Raw genomic sequence first — 21,285 nt, 5'->3', positions numbered from 1 at the left:
TTTTGACAACTCTCTTATTTTCACTGCTGTTTAATCAAACATCCTCTTAACTTTTTCTTCGGTCTCAACCTTTTTCATATCTGCGTTAACCATGATACGAACTAACTCTTCAAAAGGCGTTTTAGTAGGGTTCCATCCCAAAAGTGACTTAGACTTTGTAGGATCCCCTAACAATTGTTCCACCTCAGCTGGTCGAAAGAACTTTGGATCAACTTCTACAATCACTTTGCCTGTTGCTTTATTGATCCCCTTCTCGTCTACACCAGTACCTACCCATTCAATTTGAATGCCGGTATGTCTAAATGCCAAATCAACAAATTCACGAACAGAATGCATTTCACCTGTTGCGATAACAAAGTCTTCCGGCTTGTCATGCTGAAGAATCATCCACATGCACTCTACATAGTCTTTTGCATAACCCCAGTCACGCAGAGAGTCCAGGTTGCCAAGCATAAGCTTTTTCTGTTTGCCTTGAGCAATACGGGCAGCTGCCAAAGTGATTTTACGTGTGACAAATGTTTCTCCGCGTCGCTCGGATTCATGATTGAACAAAATTCCGTTTACGGCGAACATGTTATAGGATTCACGGTAGTTCTTTGTAATCCAGAAACCGTAAATCTTCGCTACACCGTATGGAGAACGAGGGTAAAAAGGTGTGGTTTCTTTTTGTGGTACTTCTTGGACTTTTCCGAATAACTCAGAAGTCGATGCCTGGTAAACTCTAGTCTTTTCTGTTAATCCCAAGATTCTTACAGCCTCAAGGATATTCAGTGTTCCTTTTCCATCAACGTCTAGTGTATAAGCTGGCATGTCAAAAGAAACACGTACATGTGATTGTGCTGCCAGGTTATAAATTTCATCAGGCTGAACCTGGTTGACGATGTTAATCATGTTGGTAGCATCTGTTACATCTCCGTAGTGAAGATGAAAGTTAGAATTGTTAAGCAAAGCATTTGCTTCTTCTTCGGTTAAAAGATCTTCCAGACGCTCCTGATTATAAGAAGAGCTGCGGCGAATGATACCGTGTACTTCGTAACCTTTTTCTAATAGGAATTCTGCTAAAAATGATCCGTCTTGCCCTGTTACCCCTGTTATTAACGCCTTTTTCATGTTTTCCTCCGCTTATCGAACCAAGTTGGTTGCTTTTTCAGTTTCTAAGTAATTCAAGAATCCTTCATACGCTTTTTGTAAACCTTCATCTAAAGTTGTGCTTGCTTTCCATCCTAAAGAGTGAAGCTTTGTTACATCAACCAGCTTTCTTGGCGTGCCGTCGGGCTTGGATGTATCAAACTGCAGCTCGCCTTCATAACCCACTACATCTTTAATTTTGTAGGCAAGTTCTTTGATTTCCAGGTCTTCCCCTACTCCGATATTCACGATTTCATTGCCTTCGTAATTATTCATTAAGAATACACATGCATCGGCCAAGTCATCTGAGTAAAGGAATTCACGCTTCGGCGTTCCAGTTCCCCAGATTTCTACAAATGGCTTGTTATTTTCTTTGGCTTCATGGAACTTTCGAAGCAGTGCTGGCAAAACGTGAGATGTTTCCAGGTCAAAGTTATCATTTACGCCATAAAGGTTTGTTGGCATAACGGAAATGTATTTAGTGCCATATTGGCGGTTGTAAGACTCACACATTTTGATCCCGGCAATTTTTGCAATGGCATAGGCCTCGTTCGTTGGTTCGAGCTCACCGGTTAACAGATACTCTTCCTTTAATGGCTGAGGTGCCATTTTTGGATAGATGCATGTGCTGCCAAGGAACATCAATTTCTCGACACCATTTCGGTATGCTGAATCAATGACGTTTGTCTGAATAAGCAGGTTGTCACGTATAAAATCCGCTGGATATTCATTATTTGCCACGATTCCCCCAACCTTTGCTGCTGCAAGGAATACGTAGTCGATGTTTTCATTTTTAAAGAAGGAATCCACCTGCAACGGATCACGAAGATCTAACTCACTGCTTGTTTTGCAGACGAGGTTTGTGTAGCCCTCCTCTTGCAATTTCCGTAGAATAGCTGATCCTACAAGGCCACGATGGCCGGCTACATAAATTTTGCTGTCTTTATTCATAATTCCCACCCTTTAGTACGCGTTATCTGAACCAAATAACACTTTGATTGTTTTATAGATAATCTTCATATCAAACAGCAAGCTTCGGTTGCTGATATATTCCAAATCAAGTTCCACCATGTCACTAAAACCCACATCATTTCTGCCGCTGACTTGCCAGAGGCCTGTACAGCCGGGAGTGACCAGCAGACGCTGTCTATCATAATTCGTGTATTCCTGTACCTCTCTCGGAAGCGGCGGGCGTGGACCTACCAGGCTCATATCACCCTTTAGTACATTGATTAATTGCGGAAGTTCATCAATACTCGTCTTGCGAATGAACTTCCCGATGTTTGTAACACGTGGATCTTCTTTCATCTTAAACATCGCGCCTGCAATCTCGTTATATTGAAGCAGCTTCTCTAACTGCTTTTCGGCATCATTGACCATGGAACGAAATTTGTACATATAAAATTCTTTGCCATCTTTTCCAACACGGATTTGCTTGAATAACACAGGTCCTTTTGCATCTTCTTTTTTTATAAGAAGAGCCACGATCAGAAATAACCATGATAGTATAATAAGTCCTGCCAAAGCACCGATAATATCAATGAAACGTTTTGCTGCTTCGTACCCAAATCGTTTTTCATAATTCAATAATTGAGCTGGTGTTTCTTCCAGCAGACGGACTTGCGAATGTTCTGCCACTTGATCCCCACCTTTCTCTTTTTTTCATAATTTAATATGTAAAGAGGGCATTTAACCCGTCCTCACATCATGCTATCGACGACTCGCGTCTAAGGTGCTGTAAGACACCCACAGCATAACCGAGTGCCTCCTTTGATAGAGGTAAGGAGGCATCACCTTGTTTGAATTACTTCGTTGCTTCTGCTTTAAACAGAGCAGTTAATCTTTCCATTTCCTGAAGAAGACTTGGACGCAAATCCTTATCTTTTAATGCAAACTCCAATGTCGTTGAAATAAAACCGAACTTTTCCCCAACGTCATAACGGGTTCCTTCGAAATCATAGGCGAATACTCTTTGAAAGGTATTTAGCTTCTGAATGGCATCCGTCAGTTGAACTTCCCCACCAGATCCCTTTTCCTGCTTGTCGAGATAGTGGAAAATCTCTGGAGACAGAACATAACGGCCCATGATTGCCAAATTGGATGGTGCTTCACCTTGTACTGGCTTTTCTACGAAGTTTTGAACGCCATATAGTCTTCCGTTCTGAGAAGTCGGATCCACAATGCCGTAGCGGCTTGTTTGATCCTCAGGTACGGTTTGTACACCGATCACAGATGATCCTGTGTTTTCATATTGTTCAATGAGCTGCTTCAGGCAAGGCTTGTCCGCTTGTACGATATCATCACCAAGCAATACAGCGAACGGTTCGTCCCCGATGAATTTGCGTGCGCACCACACCGCATGTCCAAGTCCTTTTGGTTCCTTTTGGCGGATATAATGAATGTCAGCCATTCTTGAGGACTGCTGTACTTTTTGAAGTAAATCGATTTTGCCTTTTTCAAAAAGATTCTGTTCCAGTTCGAAAGCATGGTCGAAGTGATCCTCAATCGCACGCTTTCCTTTACCGGTTACGATAATGATGTCTTCAATTCCGGATTCAATCGCTTCTTCTACGATGTATTGAATGGTCGGCTTGTCTACAATCGGCAGCATTTCCTTAGGCATGGCCTTTGTTGCCGGCAAGAATCGTGTCCCTAATCCCGCTGCCGGTATAATCGCCTTTCTAACCTTTTTCATCCCTATCATCCTTTTCAACTTAAAAGTTTCGTTCTTTAAAAAAGACCCAAAAGTTTTTTCTTTTTGATTCGAGTTGGTTCTTCTGCATAAATACTTTCATTGTTAAATAACAGCTGCGCGTTCTCTCTTAGGTAATAAGACACAGTTTCATTAAATTTTTTACCTATTTCGTTATACGCTTCCCATAAAGAAAAGCCTCTTGACGAAATATTATGAGCATCGGAAGCTATAATGTGTGTCAAATGATGGTCTATTAGTTTCATAGAAAACGAGCTGATTTTTTTACCAAAGGCTCCGGTAATGCTAGAAGCTGTTACCTGGGTAAGTGCACCTTCTTTTACAAGTTCGTATAGAAGATCTGGATTCTCCATAAACTCGCTGTTTCGTTCTGGGTGGACAATAACAGGCGTAATGTCCTGCAACGTGCATTCATAAATGATTTGGCTGGTGTAACTGGGTACGCGGTTTGATGGAAGTTCGATGAGTATGTATTTATTCTGGTTGTTTAAGGTAAGCAGCTCACCTGCTGCCAGATCATCCAGAAACTCCGAATAAATGCGAACTTCTTGCCCGGGAAGTATGGTTAGAGGGATTTGATGTTGTGATAAAGCGAGATTTAATTCATCCGTTTTCATCAGGATGTCGTCTTTGGTGTTTTCATAGCGGCCATTCCGATGGTGAGGTGTGGCATATACAGTCGTAATACCGTTATCGACCGCCTGCCGGGCCATGTCGAGGCTTGACGCCAGATCCTGTGCACCGTCATCTACGTTCGGTAAAATGTGACTATGGACATCAATCAAAAGACCCACTCCCCTTTCACAAAAAAAGGTGCCAAGAACCAATGTAACCGGACCTATACCTGTCAATGGTTCTTTTTACCATGTTTTCTCATATGTTTCCTATCGTAGCATAATTACCAAATTTGAAAAGGGGCATATTTTGTCGAATGTGTAAATTTTTTGTTAATTTGCCCCGTAATAATAATAGTAACTGTTTTCATTCATTTCTTTTTGATTTAAAACGACACCCAAAATCTTTGCATTTGCGTTATCGAGCAATTCCTTCGCTTTGATGGCCGCTTCTTTTTCTGTTTTTCCACTGCTTGTTACAAGTACAACGCCGTCACATCGGTTCGCTAATATTTGAGCATCTGTTACAGCCAATACCGGCGGCGTGTCAAACAATACATAATCGTATTTGCTCTTCGCTTCTTCGACCAGCATTTCCATCGACTTTGAGTTTAATAGTTCAGAAGGATTCGGCGGAATCGGTCCGCTTGGCAATACAGACAGATCTTCAACGCTTGTTTGTACAGCTGCATCTTCCAAGCTGATTTGGCGGGTAAGAACGTTCGTGATTCCCTGGATATTACTGACCTTGAATGTATAGTGCACAGTAGGTTTTCGCAGATCACCGTCAATTAAGAGAACGCTTTTCCCCTGCTGAGCGAGTACAACGGCGAGGTTGGCAACGGTGGTGGATTTTCCTTCTCCCGGACTAGATGAAGTAACCATAATGCTTTGATAGTGTGTGTCGATGGACGAAAACTGTATGTTTGTTCGGATGGTACGGTATTGCTCAGAGATGGGCGATTTTGGGTTATTGTGTGTAATTAAGCTTCTTTGAGTTAGATCTTTAATCGTCTTGCGCATCTTGCGGCTCAATGCAATTTCCCCCTATTAATTTATACGGCTTTTCTTCGGTTGACTGGCGCTTTTGGCGCTTTTTCATCATTAACCGTGATTTTTGGAATGGTGCCCAATACCGGCAATCCTAGTATCTTCTCGATATCCTGTTCGGTTTTTAACGTGTTGTCCATGTAGTCCAGCAAAAATGCGAGTCCGACACCTGTCATCAGTCCGACAACAAGGGCAATGGCCATGTTCATTTTCGGATTTGGTTTGACTGGCGTTGGGTCATCTTTTAATTCTGCCTTGGAAAGTACACTTACGTTGTCGATCTTCATAATATTCGGTACTTCTTCTTTGAAGGTTGAGGCTATATTGTTGGCAATTTTGACGGCCATCGCTGGATCTTCGTCCTGAACGGCTACGTTTAATACTTGGGTATCTTGTTCGCTGCTGATGGTGAGTTTTCCGTTGAGTGCTTCGACTGTAGTATTAAGATTGAGGTTATCTATCACTTTACTAAGAATGGCTGGGCTTTTAATAATCACGCTGTATGTGTTTACCATCTGCAAATTGGTTTGGACTTGATTATATTCCGGTACATCCTTCGACTTTTTCTGATTAACGAGGATTTGCGTAGATGACTGGTAAACTGGTGTTAATACAAAATAAGAAACAACGCCGGCAATAGCTACTGCAATGACAGCAATCAAAGCAATCATGACGATTCGCTTTCTTATCGTTTGGTAAATATCTTTAAGACTTATTGTTTCTTCCATAACACCCTCCGAAATTATGTATAAGTAAAATTTTCACATACGCTGTATTATAGCATAGGAATTTGGTATTTAAAGACATGATTTTATATTTTTTGTAAAAAATTTTCATATTTTGTTTTCCCTGAATAATTTTATGAAATATCTTCCACTCTATTTTCCACTGGTTATCCTCCTCACTGCGTATTATAATGTTTTCATGAAATAGGAACTATACACTTAAAATTAATAGTTACAACTTAAAATCATTGTTCTTTTTATAGGACCTATTACTCATAATGTGGTATATTTTGTATTAAACCATTTATTTGGTGTAGGATATATGGTTTAATAAACTAAAGTAGTTCTTTTTAAAGAACTTAACAATGGACACCCGGAGGATGATTATGTCAGAACTTCACGTCGTGATGGTAATGCCGGAAAAAAAACGCCCGTATATTACCGACATTCCGAACTCAACTAGGGAATTTGAACAGCTGGTTGGCGGACCAGTGGATATTCTCAATTTCCATCAGCAGTATCGGTTAGTGTGCAACATTGACGAAGGCTACGACCTGACGTACAACAAAAAAAAGCCCTCAAGTACTTTTTTTATCGTCAAGTACCAAGGGCAGTTTGAGAGTTTAAGCGAAGCGGAAGCAGAAGAAGTATCCCATGTTCTTAAGCTTAAATTAAAGAAGTGGAAATAAAGTGATTTAAAAGGGAGTGCCTGGCCGCACTCTTTTTTGCTTTTATGGCTTCTATAAACTCATGGTACGTCCACTATATCGGACGTTTTTTGTCGTTGTTTAGTTGTTTTTTAAATCGTGATGTAATTGAACAGTCAAAAAAATCAATAGCCAGATCGGCAATGACATCCCCAACCCCCACATACAACCCCGGAAGAAACTCAAGTCGTCGGTCATGTACGTTATCTCCTGCTCTATTTAATGGGTCTATAGGTATGATAACCTAGATTTGTCTATTTCTGTATTGGGAAAATAGATCATTCAGTCCCGGAATATCTGTGTAGATTTTTGCTGAATTTTCCCAAGTTTTGTCGAAACACGATTACTGTCTTGAAATAACCGCGGAGAAGAAGGAATCCTGCCTTTTCTGTGAAATGGTTTAGGGAGTCAAAATTTACTTTAGGAAAGGATGTTGTGTATTGAAGATTAGAAAAATGTATGCGTTTACTTTGGGCTTATTAATAGTAGCTTTTCTTTTCCCCTCCCCTTCATCTGCAAGTGCTCCATCCACAGAAATGAAGCTGTTTAAGAACCCCGTAGTTGGTGATGGTGCCGACCCCTGGGTGGTGAAGCACACAGACGGCTACTACTATTACATGCAGACGACCGGCAACAACTTGACTATCCGGAAATCCAAGACGCTGACCGGTCTGGATGATGCTGAGAAAAAGGTGGTATGGACGCCGGATTCCGGTGCGGAAAACAGCGGCAACATCTGGGCACCAGAGCTGCACTTTTTGGATGGCAGATGGTACATCTATTTCGCAGCCGGTGACGGAAACATGGGCAAGCAGCGGATGTATGTGCTGGAATCCGAAGGCTCTGACCCGCTCGGCAAGTACTCGTATCCGAAGGGAACCAAACTTGGAAAAATTTCCGATCCATCGGACAAGTGGGCCATTGACGGCACGGTTTTTGAATACAAAAACAAACGTTATTTTGTCTGGTCCGGCTGGGAAGGTGATGAAAACGTCAGCCAGCAGATTTATATTGCCCCGATGAAAAATCCATGGACGATTTCCGGTGAGCGAGTTGAGTTGTCACGGCCGGAGCTTCCATGGGAGAAGAACGGCACTCCTTTGATTAATGAAGGACCGGAAATTTTGAAGAACAAACAGGGTGATGTGTTTATTGTTTATTCGGCGAGTGGCAGCTGGACGGATGACTACTGTTTGGGAATGCTGAAGTTGACTGGGAAGGATCCTCTGAAAGCTGGAGATTGGGCAAAGAATCCTGAGCCGGTGTTTAAAAGCAGTCCTGCCGACAATGTCTATGGTCCGGGTCATAACAGTATTGTAAAGTCACCGGACGGCAAGGAAGACTGGATTGTCTATCATGCCGCCAAGTTCAAGGGAGCTGGCTGGAACCGGAATGTGAGGATACAGGAATTCACGTGGAAGGCGGATGGTACACCGAACTTCGGAACTCCGTTGCCTGCCGATACAATGTTGCGTGCTCCTTCCGGTGAAGATGGCGGAAAGCTTGTCCCCGCTCTGCCTGGAAAGGTTTATTCCTATGAAGCTGAAAACGGAGTAGTAAACCATGCTACTATTGTAAATAATACGAGTGCTTCCGGCGGCAGCAAGGTCGGCATGATTGATTACAACGATAGCTTTGTGGAATTTAAAGTGGATGCAGCACCTGGAGACTATACACTAAAAGTTCGGTATTCCAATGGCATGGGTGAAACCTCTACCCATGTTTTGGCGTTGAACGGAAAATCCTTGGGTGAAGCTGCGTATCCAAGCTATGGCTGGGATACATGGCGAGATGCCGAACAAGAAGTTCATCTGAATGCTGGTGAGAATAAAATCAAGTTATCCAAAGGAACGCTTTTTGCCGAAATTGACCGGATTGATCTGGTCCCGAAGAAGACGAAGGTTTTTCAGTATGAAGCAGAGCTTGGATACTTGAAGAACGCCAAGGTTGTGAATGAGTATGATGCGGCCAATCATCAAGCGGTCGGTTTGATGTCTGCACATAACAGTTCCGTTCGATTTCCCATCTCTGTTGAGAAATCGGGTACGTATGAGATGAACATCCGGTATAAACAGCCTAAAGGCATTAATGCAGTTCAGGTGCTTCACGTTAATGGAAAAAAATCATTGATCCTATATAAAGGTGAAGGCAGTGACAAGTGGAAGGAAACAGCGGTAAAGGTAAAGCTTAAAAAAGGAAAAAATGATATTTCGTTTAGCAAGAGCCGAGGTGCGGTAGATCTGGATTATTTCACACTAAATCAAACGAAATAAAAAAGGGAGTGCAGATTTCCTGCACTCTCCTCCTTAATTCTAATAGCTAAAATTACTTCTGTGGTAATTGGCTTTTTGTATTAAACTTTCCTTTAATTTAGGGTCAAGGCAATCTCTTGCCATCTGATGATAGTACATGAATTTCAACTGGTGCCATTTGCTTTTTAGTTTTCTAATGAGGAAATAAGGGCTGCAAGTAAAACTCTTATAGATAAGATTCCCTCAATTGATTGGATTTGAAGGTAGTGTTTATAAAAGTAGTTGGAGGTGCTCTTCATTGAAAGTATTCGCCATACTGTTTGATCATCACTTATTGAAAATCCTTGGGAAGTGCATTCAGTGGACCTTGCAGCCGAAAAATAGAGATATTAAAAGCCAGCGATTGTAGCCGGCTTTACTTAGATAAAGGAGAGATCATGCTTACAAAAGTTCATCACGCCGCCATCATTTGTTCCGACTATGAAACTTCCAAAAACTTTTATGTGAATATACTGGGCTTGCGTGTGATCAATGAGGTCTACCGGGAAGAACGAGACTCCTATAAGCTGGACCTGGAGATTGGGAATGCCCAAATTGAACTGTTTTCCTTCCCCAACCCCCCGGAGCGTCCAAGCTATCCGGAAGCCCGCGGACTGCGGCATCTGGCGTTTGAAGTGGAGAATATTGAAGAAACGGTCTTACATTTGGAGAAACATGGAGTGACAGTTGAGCCTGTCCGGGTGGATGAATGGACTGGGAAAAGGTTTACGTTTTTCAGTGATCCGGATAGTTTGCCACTGGAGCTGTATGAAAGGTAAGCGTGCAGAGAAATCTTGAACGCTTTTTTAGCTTGGTTTATGAAAATGTGGTGATATGTGACTAAACCATGTCGAAAAGCAACTAATTCTTGTCGAACCGAAAAAATAGAGGACAATTACTTTTGGATGTAATCCTCTAAGGCCTCTATGGCGAGATCAATCGCCCTGATCCGTCTTTCAATGATCGTCTTCTGGGCTGCCCTCTTTCGCTTTCTCATACTGTTTTTGGATAGATGGTAGTAATCCTTGAAGAGTTTGTTTTGCAGATAAAATAGTTTCTTCATCGTATGAAAATTCCGTTCCATGCTTCATTTTTCACATCCCCCTTTCTTTTCAGGTAATCCATTGTTACATAGTTAAGGGTATCTTACAATCACATATTTTTGATGGAATCGAAGGGGGATTCGCTGGGTTTCTATGGAATATACAGGTGTACATAAAATTCATAAGGGAGAGGTTCGCATGCAAAATCAAACGCAATCACCAGCTAACATTTTGGGGACGAACGTGATTACGCAAATCGGGATTCTCGTTCATGACATTGAAAAGACGGCACAGGCGTACGCCGACTTTTTTGGCGTGGAAAAGCCGCCGTGCAACTGGACGGATAGTGCAGACATCGCCCAAACCGAATACAGGGGCAAGCCTTCCGAGGCACGCGCCATGCTGGCCTTTTTTGACATGGGTTCCTTGCAGCTGGAACTGATCCAGCCGGATGAAAAACCAAGCACCTGGCGGGAGTATCTTGATGAGCATGGAGAAGGCCCGCATCATATCGCGTTTGTGGTCGAGGGTATGAGAGAAAAAGTGATGCTGATGGAAGGCAAAAACATGTCCCTCCTTCAAAAGGGAGAGTATACCGGCGGACGGTACGCCTATATGGATACGTTCAAGGATTTGAAGATCATTTTTGAACTATTGGAGAATGACAAATGAGCGAGTATCTTTTTACACAGCTGCGATTTGTCAGAGGTAACACGCTGAAACTTGTCGAGGGTTTGAGCGAGGAACAGTCCCAGATTATCCCAGACGGTTTTAATAACAACATCAAGTGGAACCTGGGGCATATTTATAACATTCTAGAGAGGAATGCCTTTTATTTTGCCAAAGAAGACTGGGTGATGCCCGAGGTGTTTCCGTCCCTTTTCAACCCCGGTACAAAGCCGGAAAACGGACAAAGGATGCCGGTCAGTCTATCTGAAATTCTGGAGCTATTGGAGAATCAGATAGACCGGATCGAAAATACGTTCAGCGGCCGTTTGAAGGAGAAGACAGCTGAAGACTATACCACTTCCCAGGGACTGTATATGTCTACGGTCGAAGAGTTTTTGAGCTGTAATTTGTATCATGAGGGCATGCACCTGGATCGGATCAAGGTGCTGAAGAAACTGAACAGCACAAAGGTAAATCAAGGCACCAATCATTAGAACGTATCGTAAAATAAGAGGTATGTATATTTAAGGATCAGGAGGAATCTCCATGTCTATCCTTACATTTCTTTTACTTGCGGTGTCGTTCATTGCGTTGCACCAGACGATCAGGAACCGAACGTTTTCGAAAAGCTTTCTTTTGTATTTGGCTTTGTTTGTTTCGGCTTTCCCGCTCGCCTATGCCCTGTATGATGATGCTAAACATCCCACTGCGGATGCGAACATCGGACTTGGTCTCGCCTTCTTTTTGACCTGGGGCATTACTGCCGGTGTGGCGATCGTTGCTTTTGTTAAGTATTTGGATAAGCGAAAAAAAGCCTAGGAAACCCTGATAAGTAGGGTTTCCTATTTTTTCGTTTGAATCTTCATATTCGTGCTTTATACGCCCTCATCGCAAAGAAATAAGCTACAATCATAATTCCCACGCACCATGCCAGCGCTATCCATATCTCGTTTCCCACCGGCTGGTTTGACAGCAGCGCACGAATGGACTCCACGATCGAGGTTACGGGCTGGTTTTCGGCAAAGGCGCGGACGGCGGACGGCATTGATTCGGTGGGTACAAACGCTGAGCTGATAAACGGCAGGAAGATTAACGGGTAGGAAAAGGCGCTGACACCGTCCACTGATTTGGCGGACAGTCCGGCAATCGCTGCGATCCAAGTGAGGGCGAGGGTAAACAGTGTAATGATACCGGCTACAGCGAGCCATGAGAGCACCCCTGCCGGTGAGCGAAAGCCCATGATGAGCGCTACGAGAATGATGATGATAACAGAAAGGGCGTTGGATACGAGCGAGGTTAGGACGTGCCCCCACAGCACAGTGGAACGCGCAATCGGCATGGAGTGAAATCGTTCAAAGATCCCCTTTGACTTATCCAGAAACAGGCGGTAAGCCGTATAAGATATACCACTCGCAACCGCGATCAGCAATATGCCGGGCATCAGGTAGTTCACATAATTATCCGTGCCGGTTTTAATGGCACCGCCAAACACATAAACGAACAGCAGCAATAGTGCGATTGGCGTAATCGTGACCGTAATTATAGTGTCCAAGCTTCGCGAAATATGGCGCATCGACCGTCCAAGCATAACACCCATGTCACTGAAGAAATGTTTATTCATCCTAATTTTTCCTCCTTTTTATTGATGATCGTGAGGAATATTTCTTCCAATGAAGGTTGTTTTTCTACATACTCTACCTTCGCAGGCGGGAATAGCTTTTTCAGTTCCTGGAGCGTACCGCTGGCAATCACCCTGCCCTCATGCAGGATGGCAATTTTGTCGGCAAGCTGTTCTGCCTCCTCCAAATACTGAGTGGTCAGGAATACCGTCGTTCCTCTGTCCGCCAGTTCTTTGACGACCTTCCAAACCTCGATACGCGCCTCGGGGTCCAGCCCGGTCGTCGGTTCGTCGAGGAATATAATCTGCGGTTTGCCGATCAGGCTCATCGCAATGTCGAGCCTTCGGCGCATACCGCCTGAATAAGTAGACGCTCTGCGATTTGCGGCCTCGGTCAACCCGAAGCGCTGCAGCAGTTCATCCGCAACCTGACGGGGCTGCTCAAGGTGCCGGAGTCTGGCGATCATGATCAGATTTTCCCGCCCGGTCAACACCTCATCCACGGCGGCAAATTGCCCCGTCAGGCTGATCGACTTCCTCACATTCTCGCTCTTTGACACGACCTCGAATCCGTTTACGGTGGCCGTGCCCTCATCCGGTTTGATCAGCGTAGAGAGGATTTTGACGATGGTCGTCTTGCCCGCTCCGTTAGAACCGAGCAGGGCAAAAATACTGCCCTTTTCCACCTCGAAATCCACACCCTTTAATACATGAAGATTCTTATAGGACTTTTGCAAACCTTTTACCTGAATGGACTGGTTTTGCATCCTCTTCTCCTCCTATTCTAAACTCCTTAAATAACGGTTACCTTTGATAAATCGGCTTCCAGGCCTTTAAGCGCGGCATATGTGAGTTTATCCATTCTTGCCTCGTCAAAGCAGATGGTTTTGATCGCACGGTAAAATCTCTTGGACAAAGCTGGCCCCTTGAAGGATACATTTTTGAGGGTTGCGCCTCTGAACGTCACGTCTTTCAGCCCAGCCTTATCAAATTTGACGCCGATAAAGGTTTGATGGTCCAGGTTCAATCCTTCCAATGAAGAGTTGGTGAAATCTACGCCATCAAAGGTGCAATTTTCAAAGGTGGTTTTGCTAAGATCGGTCATGGTCAGTTTTACATCGGTCATGGTGATATCTCTGAATGTGACGCCGGCCAGCGACGACTTACTGAAGGTTGTGCGCACAAGGATGGAATGGTTGAAGCTTGAATTGGAGAGGTCTAAGGTGGAGAAAGTGCAGTCTGTCAGATTAGCGTTGTTGAAATTGGCTTCACGCACATCGCTTGACTTAAATGAGCTGCCGGTCAAGTCAGCGCCCGAGAAATCGGAGCCGTGCAATGAGCTCCCCGCAAACTTTCCTTTGTGTGCGGTAACACCTGCAAAGTCACTATTTGTTAAGTCGCTTGAGCTGAGGTTGGTCAACACCTGACGCTCCAATGATCGGGTGAGGTTGGCAACCTCCTGTACCGTTTGTTCAATATCACCAATGCTGTCAATCGTCATCTCTAACGCTGTTTCATCGTCCTTCCCTTCTTTTTTTAGTTCGTTGAACCGCTCCTGCAGATCGGACAGCAGATCAGCCTGTAATTCATCCACACTTTTCACCCCGCTATAGGGTGCAAAAACGCCATTTACGTATTGATTTAATTTTTCGTTCATACGTCACGTCTCCTTATAATAATTTTTCGAGTACACGTTTGGCATACTCCCAATTGCTGATATTGTTGGCGTGAGTCTCTTTACCTTTTTCGGTGATCTTAAAATACTTACGCCGTCCTCCCTGAGATCCATCGCCCCAGTACCACTCCACATCGCCGTCTGCTTCAAGCCGGCGAAGGCTGGAGTACATCGTGGCTTCCTTTAACTCATAATTGCCGTCCGACCGTTCAGCAATCAACTTCACAATTTCGTACCCATACCGATCCGCTTCGGACAGAAGCCGTAAAATCATCGTATCGGTATGGCCCCGCAGCAGGTCGGATGTGATCTTGTTTTCACTCATAAAATTACCTCCATATCTGCATTATGCAATGAAGTACTGTGACTGTCAAGGTAATATTATAATTTATATACTATGGATGAAGAAATAATACGTGCAACTATTTTCCACTTCCTTTAAAAATCAGCACTGGCGTGGTTTTTTTAGTTTTTTAGACATCAAAAAGCCTCAATCTTAACACGCTCATCGGCTATTTGGTGGAGGCTTCCTATTATTTGCTAATGATGTAAATGATGATGTATTCATTAGGAATAAGTCCTAAATTATGTAAAATGACGATACTATAACATAGGTACATACTACCTGTTCTTCAGCAAAGAAAATAATCGCTAAATCGGGAGGTCGTTACATGGAATTGGAACGAGCAAAACCGGCATCAAAGTGGAAGAAGGTAGTAAAAGTCGCGGGGATTATTGCTGGGGCTATTGTTATTCTACTGATCGGTGTGGTTTGGGGATCATGGGGAGCAAAAATATCCCTTAATGAGCGCAAGCTGGATTCCATTGCCCTTGAAAAGCAGATAGACAAACAGAAAAATGAGTCTGAGAAATTACAAGGAGAGTTAGATGCTCTGGAAAAGGACATTTCATCAAAGCAAGAGGAAAAAGAGAAAGTGGTTGCCCTAATAGATAGCCGGGACCAAGTGGAGAATGAACTAAAGGATACAAAAGACCAACTTAAAGATATAAAAGGAACGTTGGACACTGAATTGAAAAATGGCCGCGCCAAAATTGAGCAGCAGCTTAAAGACGCTCGTACGAAAGCTGATGAAAAGATATCAAGTATTAACAGCGAAATGGATGACGCAAAAGCCAAGTTAAAGGATCTTCAATCCGAAGTGAAGAGCAAAAAAGGAGAACTAGCTTCATTAACTGGACAGATACAAAAGGCGAAAGGCGCACCGAAGATTCTTCAGGCAGGTAAATATACCGTAGGAAAAGATCTTCCGGCCGGCCGCTATTTGGCAACACCTGTAGGGTCCGGAAGCAACTTTGTAGTATGGGATTATAGCGGTGGTTTGGAGGTTAATACAATTCTCGGCAGCAACGGAAACCCATCTTATACATTTGAAGCGGATGATGAATATACGATTCAAACCGAAGCAACCGTGAAGTTATCACCGATTCAATAACCTCTCTAACTAAAAGAAGATATTAACTGAAAACAATCCAACAATGCAAATCCCATATAACGACCAGGCGAGAAGTTTATTGCTTTATTATAACGGCAAAAGATTGTAGCGAAATTTATCGAAATCCAATAGGCATAAACCATTTGAGAATAAAAGAGGGCTTTTTGAGAGTAAGTTAAATTGTGGAAGCGAAAAAACCGCTCAAAAAGAAGAGTGCAGGTCAATCTGCACTCTTCTTCTTGCTTTCCATTAGTCCTCCGCCGCAAAACCTCTACTATGCAGCCATAAACGATAAGATTTGACCTTTTATGCCGCCAACGTTGGTGAAAAGTATGTATGTTCCTTTTTTACTTTTGATTACGACTCGATCAGTCGTAAGATAGGGAGCAAATTCTAAAAAGAACAGCCCTGATCAGAGGGCCGTTCCGTCTTTTATGCTTCAACTCATGAAGTTAATGAGTCCAAAATCTCGCTCAAGCTCAATTCCGCACATGCCATCGATGTATCCGACACACCGTAATACATTCTCACTGTGTCTCCCTCAACCAATGCCCCGCATGAGAATACGACATTTCCGAAGAAGCCGTTGACTTCATAGTCTGCTTCGGGCTCAAGGATTGGATTTTCCGAGCGGGCAATAACCTTGGTTGGGTCGTTCAGATCAAGGAGTACTGCACCCATGCAGTAGCGGTTGTCCTTGCTAGCCCCGTGGTACAGTTCTAGCCAGCCTTTATCCGTCTTGATCGGTACAGCTCCCCCGCCGATACGGCCGTCATCCCACTTGCCGTCGCGCAATCCTAGTAGATATTTGTGATTTCCCCAGTGCAAAAGGTCAGGAGATTCAGCGATCCAGATTTCCGGTGCGCCCGTGCTTTTGGGTACCGGACGGTGAAGCGCGTAGTATTTGCCGTTCACTTTTTCCGGGAAAATAAGCACGTCCTTGTTTTCCGGCGCAAAGATCATGCCATGATGCTCGATGGTTTGAAAGTCTTTTGTCGAAATCATCGACTCTCCCACACCAACCGGTGAAACCGCACTGAAGTAGATATAGTACGTGTCGCCGATCTGCGTGATGCGCGGATCCTCAATGCCAAAGGACTCCAGCTCATTGCTAGGATAATAGAATGGCTCAGGATCGATCGTAAAGTTGCGGCCGTCTTTGCTTCGGGCAATTCGTGTATACGATAACGACGTAAGATACGCAAACCGGCTCAGGTCATCGCTTTTCCGAATCGTACGCGGATCGTCAAAATCGTATTTTTCATCAGATGTATCGAACTCCAGGATTTCAAGTTCATTTTTTTCCGTATTAAAAACGGGCGCTTTCACAATAGTAGGATCGTCACTCACCGGACGCTCTGCCACGCGAAGCAGCATGATGACTTCATCCTTGTATCGGGCGATACCCGCGTTAAACGCGCCAATTACTTCAAAATCATCACGGTGAGGTTTAACATCACCAGGTGTTACTAAGGGGTTCTCTTCATATCGATTTACGTTCATGCTGCAGTCTCCTTATCTCTCATAGGGTAGGAACGGATCTTGAATCGTCAGTTTATGGGCCTCGGCGTCCGAGATGCCCGCATACAGATCAGCTGTTCCATCGTCTTTTCGCACCAATCCGCCGCTGAACACCACATCGACCAGGTCGGGACGCTTCGTTTCTCCCGGCAGAAAGTCATTTCGTACAGCGATCAGCTCGATGTCCGAATGCTCACCGGTTTTCGGATCCACAATAAAGCGCATTGGATAGTAATGCCGGTCGCCCTGCTTATCAAAGCTAGCGATATGGCCAAGCACACCGATCAGCCCGCTGGAGAGGACATGAAGCTCGTTCGCCCCTCCCCATTCTTCGTCAATAAACTGATTTTCCAGCAATGGCGCATGGTCGATCACTTCAATGGACAAATCATCGAGCGAAGGAACGGTCGTTAACCCGATCTTCCCTCTGCCGCCTTTTTCGCCCTGCGGCCGTGTGAAGATGGCGATTGAGCCGTTGAGAAGCTCAGCAATCCGGAGGTCCTTCATGCCGTCCGGACCTTTGAAGAATTCTTTCAGGTCGTTGATGTTGCTGCCTTTATAAAAAACGGTGCGCCAGCCAAGGGCATTTTCAATGGTCGGATGCGGAAAGGTCTGCACACCGCCCAAAACAAGCTCGCCTGCGATATGGGTAAAAAACGGATCCTGCAGCTTCAGGACCGGAGCGCCTTCTCTTGGCATCCAAACCTCTCCGGATTGAATGAAGAAATGAACCTCGGATTGCTCGCTGTCCCGGGCTTCCACCCTACCGGCGATTACAAGCTGACCGTTATCTTCAAATGGTGCTGTGATGTTGTAGACGTCATGGTTTCCTACACCTTCAAAAATAAGCTTTTCCGGCAGACCCGGCTTGTCTTTTTTCTTGTATTGGTTCAGCAGCCCGCTGCACGTTTTAACATCAGATTTTGTTAGTTTCAAAGGGTTTGCCCTCCTTATTTCAGTGTAAATTGCATACCTTCCTTAAACTGTTTGGCAAAGAACAGGAATAGAATGATGATCGGCACGGTCAGGATCACGGATGCCGCATACATCGGTCCCGGATAACCGCCGTACGGGCCGAACATCTGGGACAGGAGCACGTTTAGGGTCAGCATGTTGTCACTTTTGACGACAATCATATCCCACAGGAGCTCGGTCCAGCGTTCCATGAACAAGAACAGGAAAACGACGATCGTGATGGATTTGGACATCGGCAGAATGATCCGGAAGATGATCTGCCAGTCGGATGCCCCGTCCAGTTTTGCCGCTTCAATAAACGTGTCCGGAATCGCCCGGAAGAAGTTCGTGTACATGAAGACCGCCCACAAGCTCAGTGCTTTCGGAAGAATCATCCCCCAGTAGGAGTCATACATACCGAGTCTCTGGATGATGAGGAACGTCGGCACAAGCAGGATGATCGCCGGGAAAAACATCTGAAACAGGATGGCGTTGTTCAGGAAGTTGCGGCCGCGGAACTGCAGCTTGGCAAGCGCATAAGCCACGACCACACCGGTAACCATCATTAAAATGGTTGAACCGGATGAGACGATCAGGCTGTTGAAGAAGGCCCGGATCCACGGACGCGGTTCGGCAGATTGCCCGCCGCCGAGCAGCCATTCATACGAATGAAGCGTAAAGCTCGTCGGAATCAGCTTGCGGTCCACCTGGCTCCAGTCCGCAAACGAGTTGAGCACCATGTACAGGTACGGAAACACCATAAGCAAAAGCAGAAGGAACGCGATAATATAGCGGATGGTGAGTGATTTTTTCTTATGTCCAACCATTTCGTTTCCCCCACATTTCCAAGAATTTTCGAATGATAAAAATCGAGATGAACGTTACGACCGATGCGATCAAGGCAACGGCAGAAGCATAGCCGGCGGACAGGTTCTGGAACGCCTGCTTGTAGATCTCCATCTGCCATGTGTTGGTCCCAAAGTTGGGTCCACCGCCTGTCAGCTGGTACACCTCGGTAAAGATCCCGAAGGTCACGCCGATCGAAAGGATCAGAGTTGTGAACAATGCCGGATACAGCAGCGGCAGGGTAATTCTCCAAAAGCGCTGCCAGCCGTTTACGCCGTCAATGGCAGCCGCTTCGTAAATTTCCTGGTTGATGGATTCAAAGCCCGACGTTAAAATGAGCGCGTAATAGCCGGTAAACTTCCAGGCGATAATGACCGCCACAAGAAGCAAGGCCGACAATGGTGTGCCGAGCCAGTTGATGTCGAGTCCTAACTGTCCTCTTAGGAAGGTGTTCACCGGGCTGTTGTAGGAAAGAAATCCTTTCACGATAAAGGACGATACAACGCCGGATGCGAGATACGGCAGGAAGAAGCCGATCAGGAACAAGCCTTTGAAGCGCGGCAGGCCGTGAACGACAAGTGCCACGATTAATGATGACGCGATAACCATCGGCACGAACACGATCATGAATTTGAAGGTGACAAAAAAGGCCGCATGGACGCCTGGACTTTTCAGTGCCTTGATAAAGTTGTCAATCCCAACATGATGAAATACCGGGGCGATCAGGTTCCAGTCGGTGATCGAAAGATAGAACGACCAGCCGAGCGGAATGAGAAAGAAGATCAGCCCGTATAAAAGGTAAGGACTGGCAAATAGCCAGCCCATCCCGTTGTTATTTTTGGCTCTCATTACTTGAGATCCCCCTCAATGGCCTCTTTCATCTTTTCCCAGCCTTTCTTCGGCTGTACTTCCCCTTTAACGACTGGGTTGACGGCATATTGGCCAATGTACGTTTGAAGCTCATTGTATTTCGCATTATCAATGGACGGCACGGCGTTCGGAATCGCTTCGGCATACGGCTTCAGCGCAGGATTCTTCTCATAGATCGCTTTGAACGCATCGTTCGTTGCCAAATCGTCACGTGCTGGCGGAAGGTTCGTTTTCTCCATCCACTTCACATCATTTTCAGGTTTTGAATAGACCCACTTGATGAATTCCATCGCTGCTTTTTTCTCATTTTCAGGAGCGGAGGAATAGATCACAATGCCTTTTGTATCTGCAAATGTGGATACATTTTTTGTTTCGGTGCCATCCGGAACCGGAGGCGTAGAGAATGCAAAGGTTTTGTTGTATTTCATTTCAGGGAATTTCTCTGCCCAGTATTGAAGGGTCCATGGTCCGATGTCGGTAAAGATGCCAAGACCGGTTTCAAACGGATCCTTGGATTGCTTGGTCAGAATTCCTTTTTCCTTGCGGATGTTGTCCATGAAGTTCAGGACGTCCACACCGGCTTTATCGTCTGCTACGAGCTTGTTGCCTTCGATGAACTTGTTGCCGCCGGATGCTGCGTCATATAGCATGAAGAAGTCAAACCAGCGCTTCCATGCGGTTGGGTCCGCAAGGTCAGGTTTTGCCCACAAGTATTTGTCCGGGTATTTTGCTTTTAGTTTCTTGGTTACATCAAGCACTTCACTGTATGTTTTTGGCGGCTCGTTGTAGCCGAGTTTCTTCAGGATATCGAGTCTCCAGCCAAACAGCATTGCATTGGAGTAGATTGGCAGGACGTACTGGTTGCCGTCAGAGAACTTCCAGCCTTTGATGGTGTCACTCATGCTCCGTGACTTCAGGATATCGTCGTATCCTTCCATCTTGTTCAGCGGCTCGATCGCTTTACTTTCTGCCAGCTGGGCGGCAAATCCGCGGTTAATGTTTTCCGACATAGTTGGCGCTTCCTTACCCGCGATGGCGGACTGGATGCTCGCTTCAGATGTAGGGCTTTCCTTAATCGGGCTCACCTTGATCTTGATTTTCGGGTGATCCTTTTCAAACGCTTTAGCAGTTTCTTTCCAATAAGCTTGCTGTGGCGGGTTTGGCGCAGCCCAGAATTCAATCGTGGTCGTTCCGTTCTTGGACGTCGAATCCTCGCTCGCCGGGTTTCCGGTTGAACAGCCCGCAAGTGAACCAGCCAATACTGACGCTCCAAGCAATAGTGATGCTGCCTTTTTCATTTTCATCACAATATCCCCCAATACGTTTTTTGATAGCGCTATCATTCAATAGTAGAAAAAAATCCAGCGCCCTTCCTTTTCCTTGCCGAAAAACATTACATTTTATTCT

Annotated in this window: 25 protein-coding genes; 7 read left to right on the top strand and 18 right to left on the bottom strand. The window is 44.9% G+C overall.

Features of this window, described 5'->3' with window-relative positions; all coding sequences use genetic code 11:
* Positions 1-30: 30 nt before the first annotated feature.
* The 7 genes from gmd to AS030_RS17530 all read right to left on the bottom strand — a co-directional run bounded on the left by gmd (position 31) and on the right by AS030_RS17530 (position 6,233).
* The gene (gmd, locus tag AS030_RS17560) at positions 31-1,110 is read right to left on the bottom strand and encodes a GDP-mannose 4,6-dehydratase (protein WP_061974003.1); all 1,080 of its coding nucleotides are present in this window, start codon (positions 1,108-1,110) and stop codon (positions 31-33) included.
* 12 nt (positions 1,111-1,122) lie between these two features.
* Entirely contained in the window at positions 1,123-2,079 is a 957-nt protein-coding gene (gene fcl, locus AS030_RS17555; RefSeq protein ID WP_061974001.1) for a GDP-L-fucose synthase, read from the bottom strand.
* Positions 2,080-2,091: 12 nt separating this feature from the next.
* On the bottom strand, positions 2,092-2,739 hold the full coding sequence (locus AS030_RS17550; protein WP_061974210.1) for a sugar transferase: 648 nt from the start codon (positions 2,737-2,739) through the stop codon (positions 2,092-2,094).
* 193 nt (positions 2,740-2,932) lie between these two features.
* Positions 2,933-3,823 carry a UTP--glucose-1-phosphate uridylyltransferase GalU gene (gene galU, locus AS030_RS17545; protein ID WP_061973999.1) on the bottom strand — a complete coding sequence of 297 codons (891 nt, stop codon included), beginning with the start codon at positions 3,821-3,823 and terminating at the stop codon, positions 2,933-2,935.
* Positions 3,824-3,858: 35 nt separating this feature from the next.
* Positions 3,859-4,626, bottom strand: a complete 768-nt coding sequence (locus AS030_RS17540) for a tyrosine-protein phosphatase (RefSeq protein ID WP_061973997.1) — start codon at positions 4,624-4,626, stop codon at positions 3,859-3,861.
* Positions 4,627-4,788: 162 nt separating this feature from the next.
* Positions 4,789-5,496 (bottom strand): CpsD/CapB family tyrosine-protein kinase, encoded by a 708-nt coding sequence (locus AS030_RS17535; RefSeq protein WP_420889659.1) that lies wholly within the window; start codon positions 5,494-5,496, stop codon positions 4,789-4,791.
* A gap of 14 nt (positions 5,497-5,510) precedes the next feature.
* Positions 5,511-6,233, bottom strand: a complete 723-nt coding sequence (locus AS030_RS17530) for a YveK family protein (RefSeq protein WP_061973995.1) — start codon at positions 6,231-6,233, stop codon at positions 5,511-5,513.
* Between the two features lie 383 nt (positions 6,234-6,616).
* On the opposite strand from AS030_RS17530, the gene AS030_RS17525 reads away from it, so the two are divergent.
* The 3 genes from AS030_RS17525 to gloA2 all read left to right on the top strand — a co-directional run bounded on the left by AS030_RS17525 (position 6,617) and on the right by gloA2 (position 10,007).
* Entirely contained in the window at positions 6,617-6,919 is a 303-nt protein-coding gene (locus tag AS030_RS17525) for a DUF3846 domain-containing protein (RefSeq protein ID WP_061973993.1), read from the top strand.
* 458 nt (positions 6,920-7,377) lie between these two features.
* Positions 7,378-9,210: a family 43 glycosylhydrolase gene (locus AS030_RS17520; RefSeq protein ID WP_061973991.1), complete on the top strand. Its 1,833-nt coding sequence runs from the start codon at positions 7,378-7,380 to the stop codon at positions 9,208-9,210.
* Positions 9,211-9,626: 416 nt separating this feature from the next.
* Positions 9,627-10,007 carry an SMU1112c/YaeR family gloxylase I-like metalloprotein gene (gloA2, locus tag AS030_RS17515; protein ID WP_082635869.1) on the top strand — a complete coding sequence of 127 codons (381 nt, stop codon included), beginning with the start codon at positions 9,627-9,629 and terminating at the stop codon, positions 10,005-10,007.
* 177 nt (positions 10,008-10,184) lie between these two features.
* Here the strand turns inward: gloA2 and AS030_RS24615 are convergent, their stop codons facing one another.
* On the bottom strand, positions 10,185-10,319 hold the full coding sequence (locus tag AS030_RS24615) for a hypothetical protein (RefSeq protein WP_276203871.1): 135 nt from the start codon (positions 10,317-10,319) through the stop codon (positions 10,185-10,187).
* A 150-nt stretch (positions 10,320-10,469) separates the two neighbouring features.
* On the opposite strand from AS030_RS24615, the gene AS030_RS17505 reads away from it, so the two are divergent.
* From AS030_RS17505 to AS030_RS17495, 3 genes are read left to right on the top strand one after another with little or no spacing between them, the layout of a single operon-like run.
* Complete coding sequence (locus tag AS030_RS17505; RefSeq protein WP_061974204.1) at positions 10,470-10,943, top strand: VOC family protein; 474 nt, start codon at positions 10,470-10,472, stop codon at positions 10,941-10,943.
* The gene (locus tag AS030_RS17500) at positions 10,940-11,434 is read left to right on the top strand and encodes a DinB family protein (RefSeq protein WP_061973986.1); all 495 of its coding nucleotides are present in this window, start codon (positions 10,940-10,942) and stop codon (positions 11,432-11,434) included. Before AS030_RS17505 ends, AS030_RS17500 begins: the two co-directional genes overlap by 4 nt.
* Positions 11,435-11,486: 52 nt before the next feature.
* Positions 11,487-11,759 (top strand): hypothetical protein, encoded by a 273-nt coding sequence (locus AS030_RS17495; RefSeq protein ID WP_061973984.1) that lies wholly within the window; start codon positions 11,487-11,489, stop codon positions 11,757-11,759.
* Positions 11,760-11,802: 43 nt separating this feature from the next.
* Here AS030_RS17495 and AS030_RS17490 read toward each other — a convergent pair whose 3' ends face one another.
* From AS030_RS17490 to AS030_RS17475, 4 genes are read right to left on the bottom strand one after another with little or no spacing between them, the layout of a single operon-like run.
* A complete protein-coding gene (locus AS030_RS17490; RefSeq protein WP_061973982.1) occupies positions 11,803-12,561 on the bottom strand; it encodes an ABC transporter permease in 759 nt (252 codons plus the stop codon).
* Positions 12,558-13,325 carry an ABC transporter ATP-binding protein gene (locus AS030_RS17485; RefSeq protein ID WP_061973980.1) on the bottom strand — a complete coding sequence of 256 codons (768 nt, stop codon included), beginning with the start codon at positions 13,323-13,325 and terminating at the stop codon, positions 12,558-12,560. The genes AS030_RS17490 and AS030_RS17485 overlap by 4 nt, the downstream gene beginning before the upstream one ends.
* Before the next feature lie 26 nt (positions 13,326-13,351).
* The gene (locus tag AS030_RS17480; protein ID WP_061973978.1) at positions 13,352-14,215 is read right to left on the bottom strand and encodes a pentapeptide repeat-containing protein; all 864 of its coding nucleotides are present in this window, start codon (positions 14,213-14,215) and stop codon (positions 13,352-13,354) included.
* A gap of 13 nt (positions 14,216-14,228) precedes the next feature.
* The gene (locus AS030_RS17475) at positions 14,229-14,558 is read right to left on the bottom strand and encodes a PadR family transcriptional regulator (RefSeq protein WP_061973976.1); all 330 of its coding nucleotides are present in this window, start codon (positions 14,556-14,558) and stop codon (positions 14,229-14,231) included.
* Positions 14,559-14,904: 346 nt separating this feature from the next.
* Here AS030_RS17475 and AS030_RS24375 point away from each other — a divergent pair, with 346 nt between their 5' ends.
* Positions 14,905-15,687: a hypothetical protein gene (locus AS030_RS24375; RefSeq protein ID WP_240482389.1), complete on the top strand. Its 783-nt coding sequence runs from the start codon at positions 14,905-14,907 to the stop codon at positions 15,685-15,687.
* A gap of 274 nt (positions 15,688-15,961) precedes the next feature.
* On the opposite strand, the gene AS030_RS24860 is transcribed toward AS030_RS24375, so the two are convergent.
* The 6 genes from AS030_RS24860 to AS030_RS17445 are packed head-to-tail and all read right to left on the bottom strand — an operon-like array spanning position 15,962 to position 21,176.
* Positions 15,962-16,093: a SunI/YnzG family protein gene (locus AS030_RS24860; protein ID WP_420889658.1), complete on the bottom strand. Its 132-nt coding sequence runs from the start codon at positions 16,091-16,093 to the stop codon at positions 15,962-15,964.
* 38 nt (positions 16,094-16,131) lie between these two features.
* Positions 16,132-17,190, bottom strand: a complete 1,059-nt coding sequence (locus tag AS030_RS17465; protein WP_061973974.1) for a BtaManbiosPhlase — start codon at positions 17,188-17,190, stop codon at positions 16,132-16,134.
* Between the two features lie 12 nt (positions 17,191-17,202).
* Complete coding sequence (locus tag AS030_RS17460; RefSeq protein WP_061973972.1) at positions 17,203-18,144, bottom strand: MTP-1 family protein; 942 nt, start codon at positions 18,142-18,144, stop codon at positions 17,203-17,205.
* Positions 18,145-18,158: 14 nt separating this feature from the next.
* On the bottom strand, positions 18,159-18,989 hold the full coding sequence (locus tag AS030_RS17455; protein WP_061973971.1) for a carbohydrate ABC transporter permease: 831 nt from the start codon (positions 18,987-18,989) through the stop codon (positions 18,159-18,161).
* Complete coding sequence (locus tag AS030_RS17450) at positions 18,976-19,857, bottom strand: carbohydrate ABC transporter permease (protein ID WP_061973968.1); 882 nt, start codon at positions 19,855-19,857, stop codon at positions 18,976-18,978. Before AS030_RS17450 ends, AS030_RS17455 begins: the two co-directional genes overlap by 14 nt.
* Positions 19,857-21,176 (bottom strand): ABC transporter substrate-binding protein, encoded by a 1,320-nt coding sequence (locus AS030_RS17445; RefSeq protein WP_061974200.1) that lies wholly within the window; start codon positions 21,174-21,176, stop codon positions 19,857-19,859. The genes AS030_RS17450 and AS030_RS17445 overlap by 1 nt, the downstream gene beginning before the upstream one ends.
* Positions 21,177-21,285 lie beyond the last annotated feature (109 nt).

The organism is Fictibacillus enclensis, assembly GCF_001457035.1.
Taxonomy (GTDB): domain Bacteria; phylum Bacillota; class Bacilli; order Bacillales; family Fictibacillaceae; genus Fictibacillus_C; species Fictibacillus_C enclensis.
The sequence above is the reverse complement of the archived record's forward strand: the minus strand, read 5'-3'. Positions and strand labels throughout refer to the sequence as shown.

What these genes read in the sequence shown, in the direction of transcription:
- gmd (WP_061974003.1), bottom strand. Translation starts at nt 1,110, where the DNA reads ATGAAAAAGGCGTTAATAACAGGGGTAACAGGGCAAGACGGATCATTT.
- fcl (WP_061974001.1), bottom strand. Translation starts at nt 2,079, where the DNA reads ATGAATAAAGACAGCAAAATTTATGTAGCCGGCCATCGTGGCCTTGTA.
- galU (WP_061973999.1), bottom strand. Translation starts at nt 3,823, where the DNA reads ATGAAAAAGGTTAGAAAGGCGATTATACCGGCAGCGGGATTAGGGACA.
- AS030_RS17530 (WP_061973995.1), bottom strand. Translation starts at nt 6,233, where the DNA reads ATGGAAGAAACAATAAGTCTTAAAGATATTTACCAAACGATAAGAAAG.
- AS030_RS17525 (WP_061973993.1), top strand. Translation starts at nt 6,617, where the DNA reads ATGTCAGAACTTCACGTCGTGATGGTAATGCCGGAAAAAAAACGCCCG.
- gloA2 (WP_082635869.1), top strand. Translation starts at nt 9,627, where the DNA reads ATGCTTACAAAAGTTCATCACGCCGCCATCATTTGTTCCGACTATGAA.
- AS030_RS24615 (WP_276203871.1), bottom strand. Translation starts at nt 10,319, where the DNA reads ATGAAGCATGGAACGGAATTTTCATACGATGAAGAAACTATTTTATCT.
- AS030_RS17505 (WP_061974204.1), top strand. Translation starts at nt 10,470, where the DNA reads ATGCAAAATCAAACGCAATCACCAGCTAACATTTTGGGGACGAACGTG.
- AS030_RS17500 (WP_061973986.1), top strand. Translation starts at nt 10,940, where the DNA reads ATGAGCGAGTATCTTTTTACACAGCTGCGATTTGTCAGAGGTAACACG.
- AS030_RS17495 (WP_061973984.1), top strand. Translation starts at nt 11,487, where the DNA reads ATGTCTATCCTTACATTTCTTTTACTTGCGGTGTCGTTCATTGCGTTG.
- AS030_RS17490 (WP_061973982.1), bottom strand. Translation starts at nt 12,561, where the DNA reads ATGAATAAACATTTCTTCAGTGACATGGGTGTTATGCTTGGACGGTCG.
- AS030_RS17485 (WP_061973980.1), bottom strand. Translation starts at nt 13,325, where the DNA reads ATGCAAAACCAGTCCATTCAGGTAAAAGGTTTGCAAAAGTCCTATAAG.
- AS030_RS17480 (WP_061973978.1), bottom strand. Translation starts at nt 14,215, where the DNA reads ATGAACGAAAAATTAAATCAATACGTAAATGGCGTTTTTGCACCCTAT.
- AS030_RS17475 (WP_061973976.1), bottom strand. Translation starts at nt 14,558, where the DNA reads ATGAGTGAAAACAAGATCACATCCGACCTGCTGCGGGGCCATACCGAT.
- AS030_RS24375 (WP_240482389.1), top strand. Translation starts at nt 14,905, where the DNA reads ATGGAATTGGAACGAGCAAAACCGGCATCAAAGTGGAAGAAGGTAGTA.
- AS030_RS17465 (WP_061973974.1), bottom strand. Translation starts at nt 17,190, where the DNA reads ATGAACGTAAATCGATATGAAGAGAACCCCTTAGTAACACCTGGTGAT.
- AS030_RS17455 (WP_061973971.1), bottom strand. Translation starts at nt 18,989, where the DNA reads ATGGTTGGACATAAGAAAAAATCACTCACCATCCGCTATATTATCGCG.
- AS030_RS17450 (WP_061973968.1), bottom strand. Translation starts at nt 19,857, where the DNA reads ATGAGAGCCAAAAATAACAACGGGATGGGCTGGCTATTTGCCAGTCCT.
- AS030_RS17445 (WP_061974200.1), bottom strand. Translation starts at nt 21,176, where the DNA reads ATGAAAAAGGCAGCATCACTATTGCTTGGAGCGTCAGTATTGGCTGGT.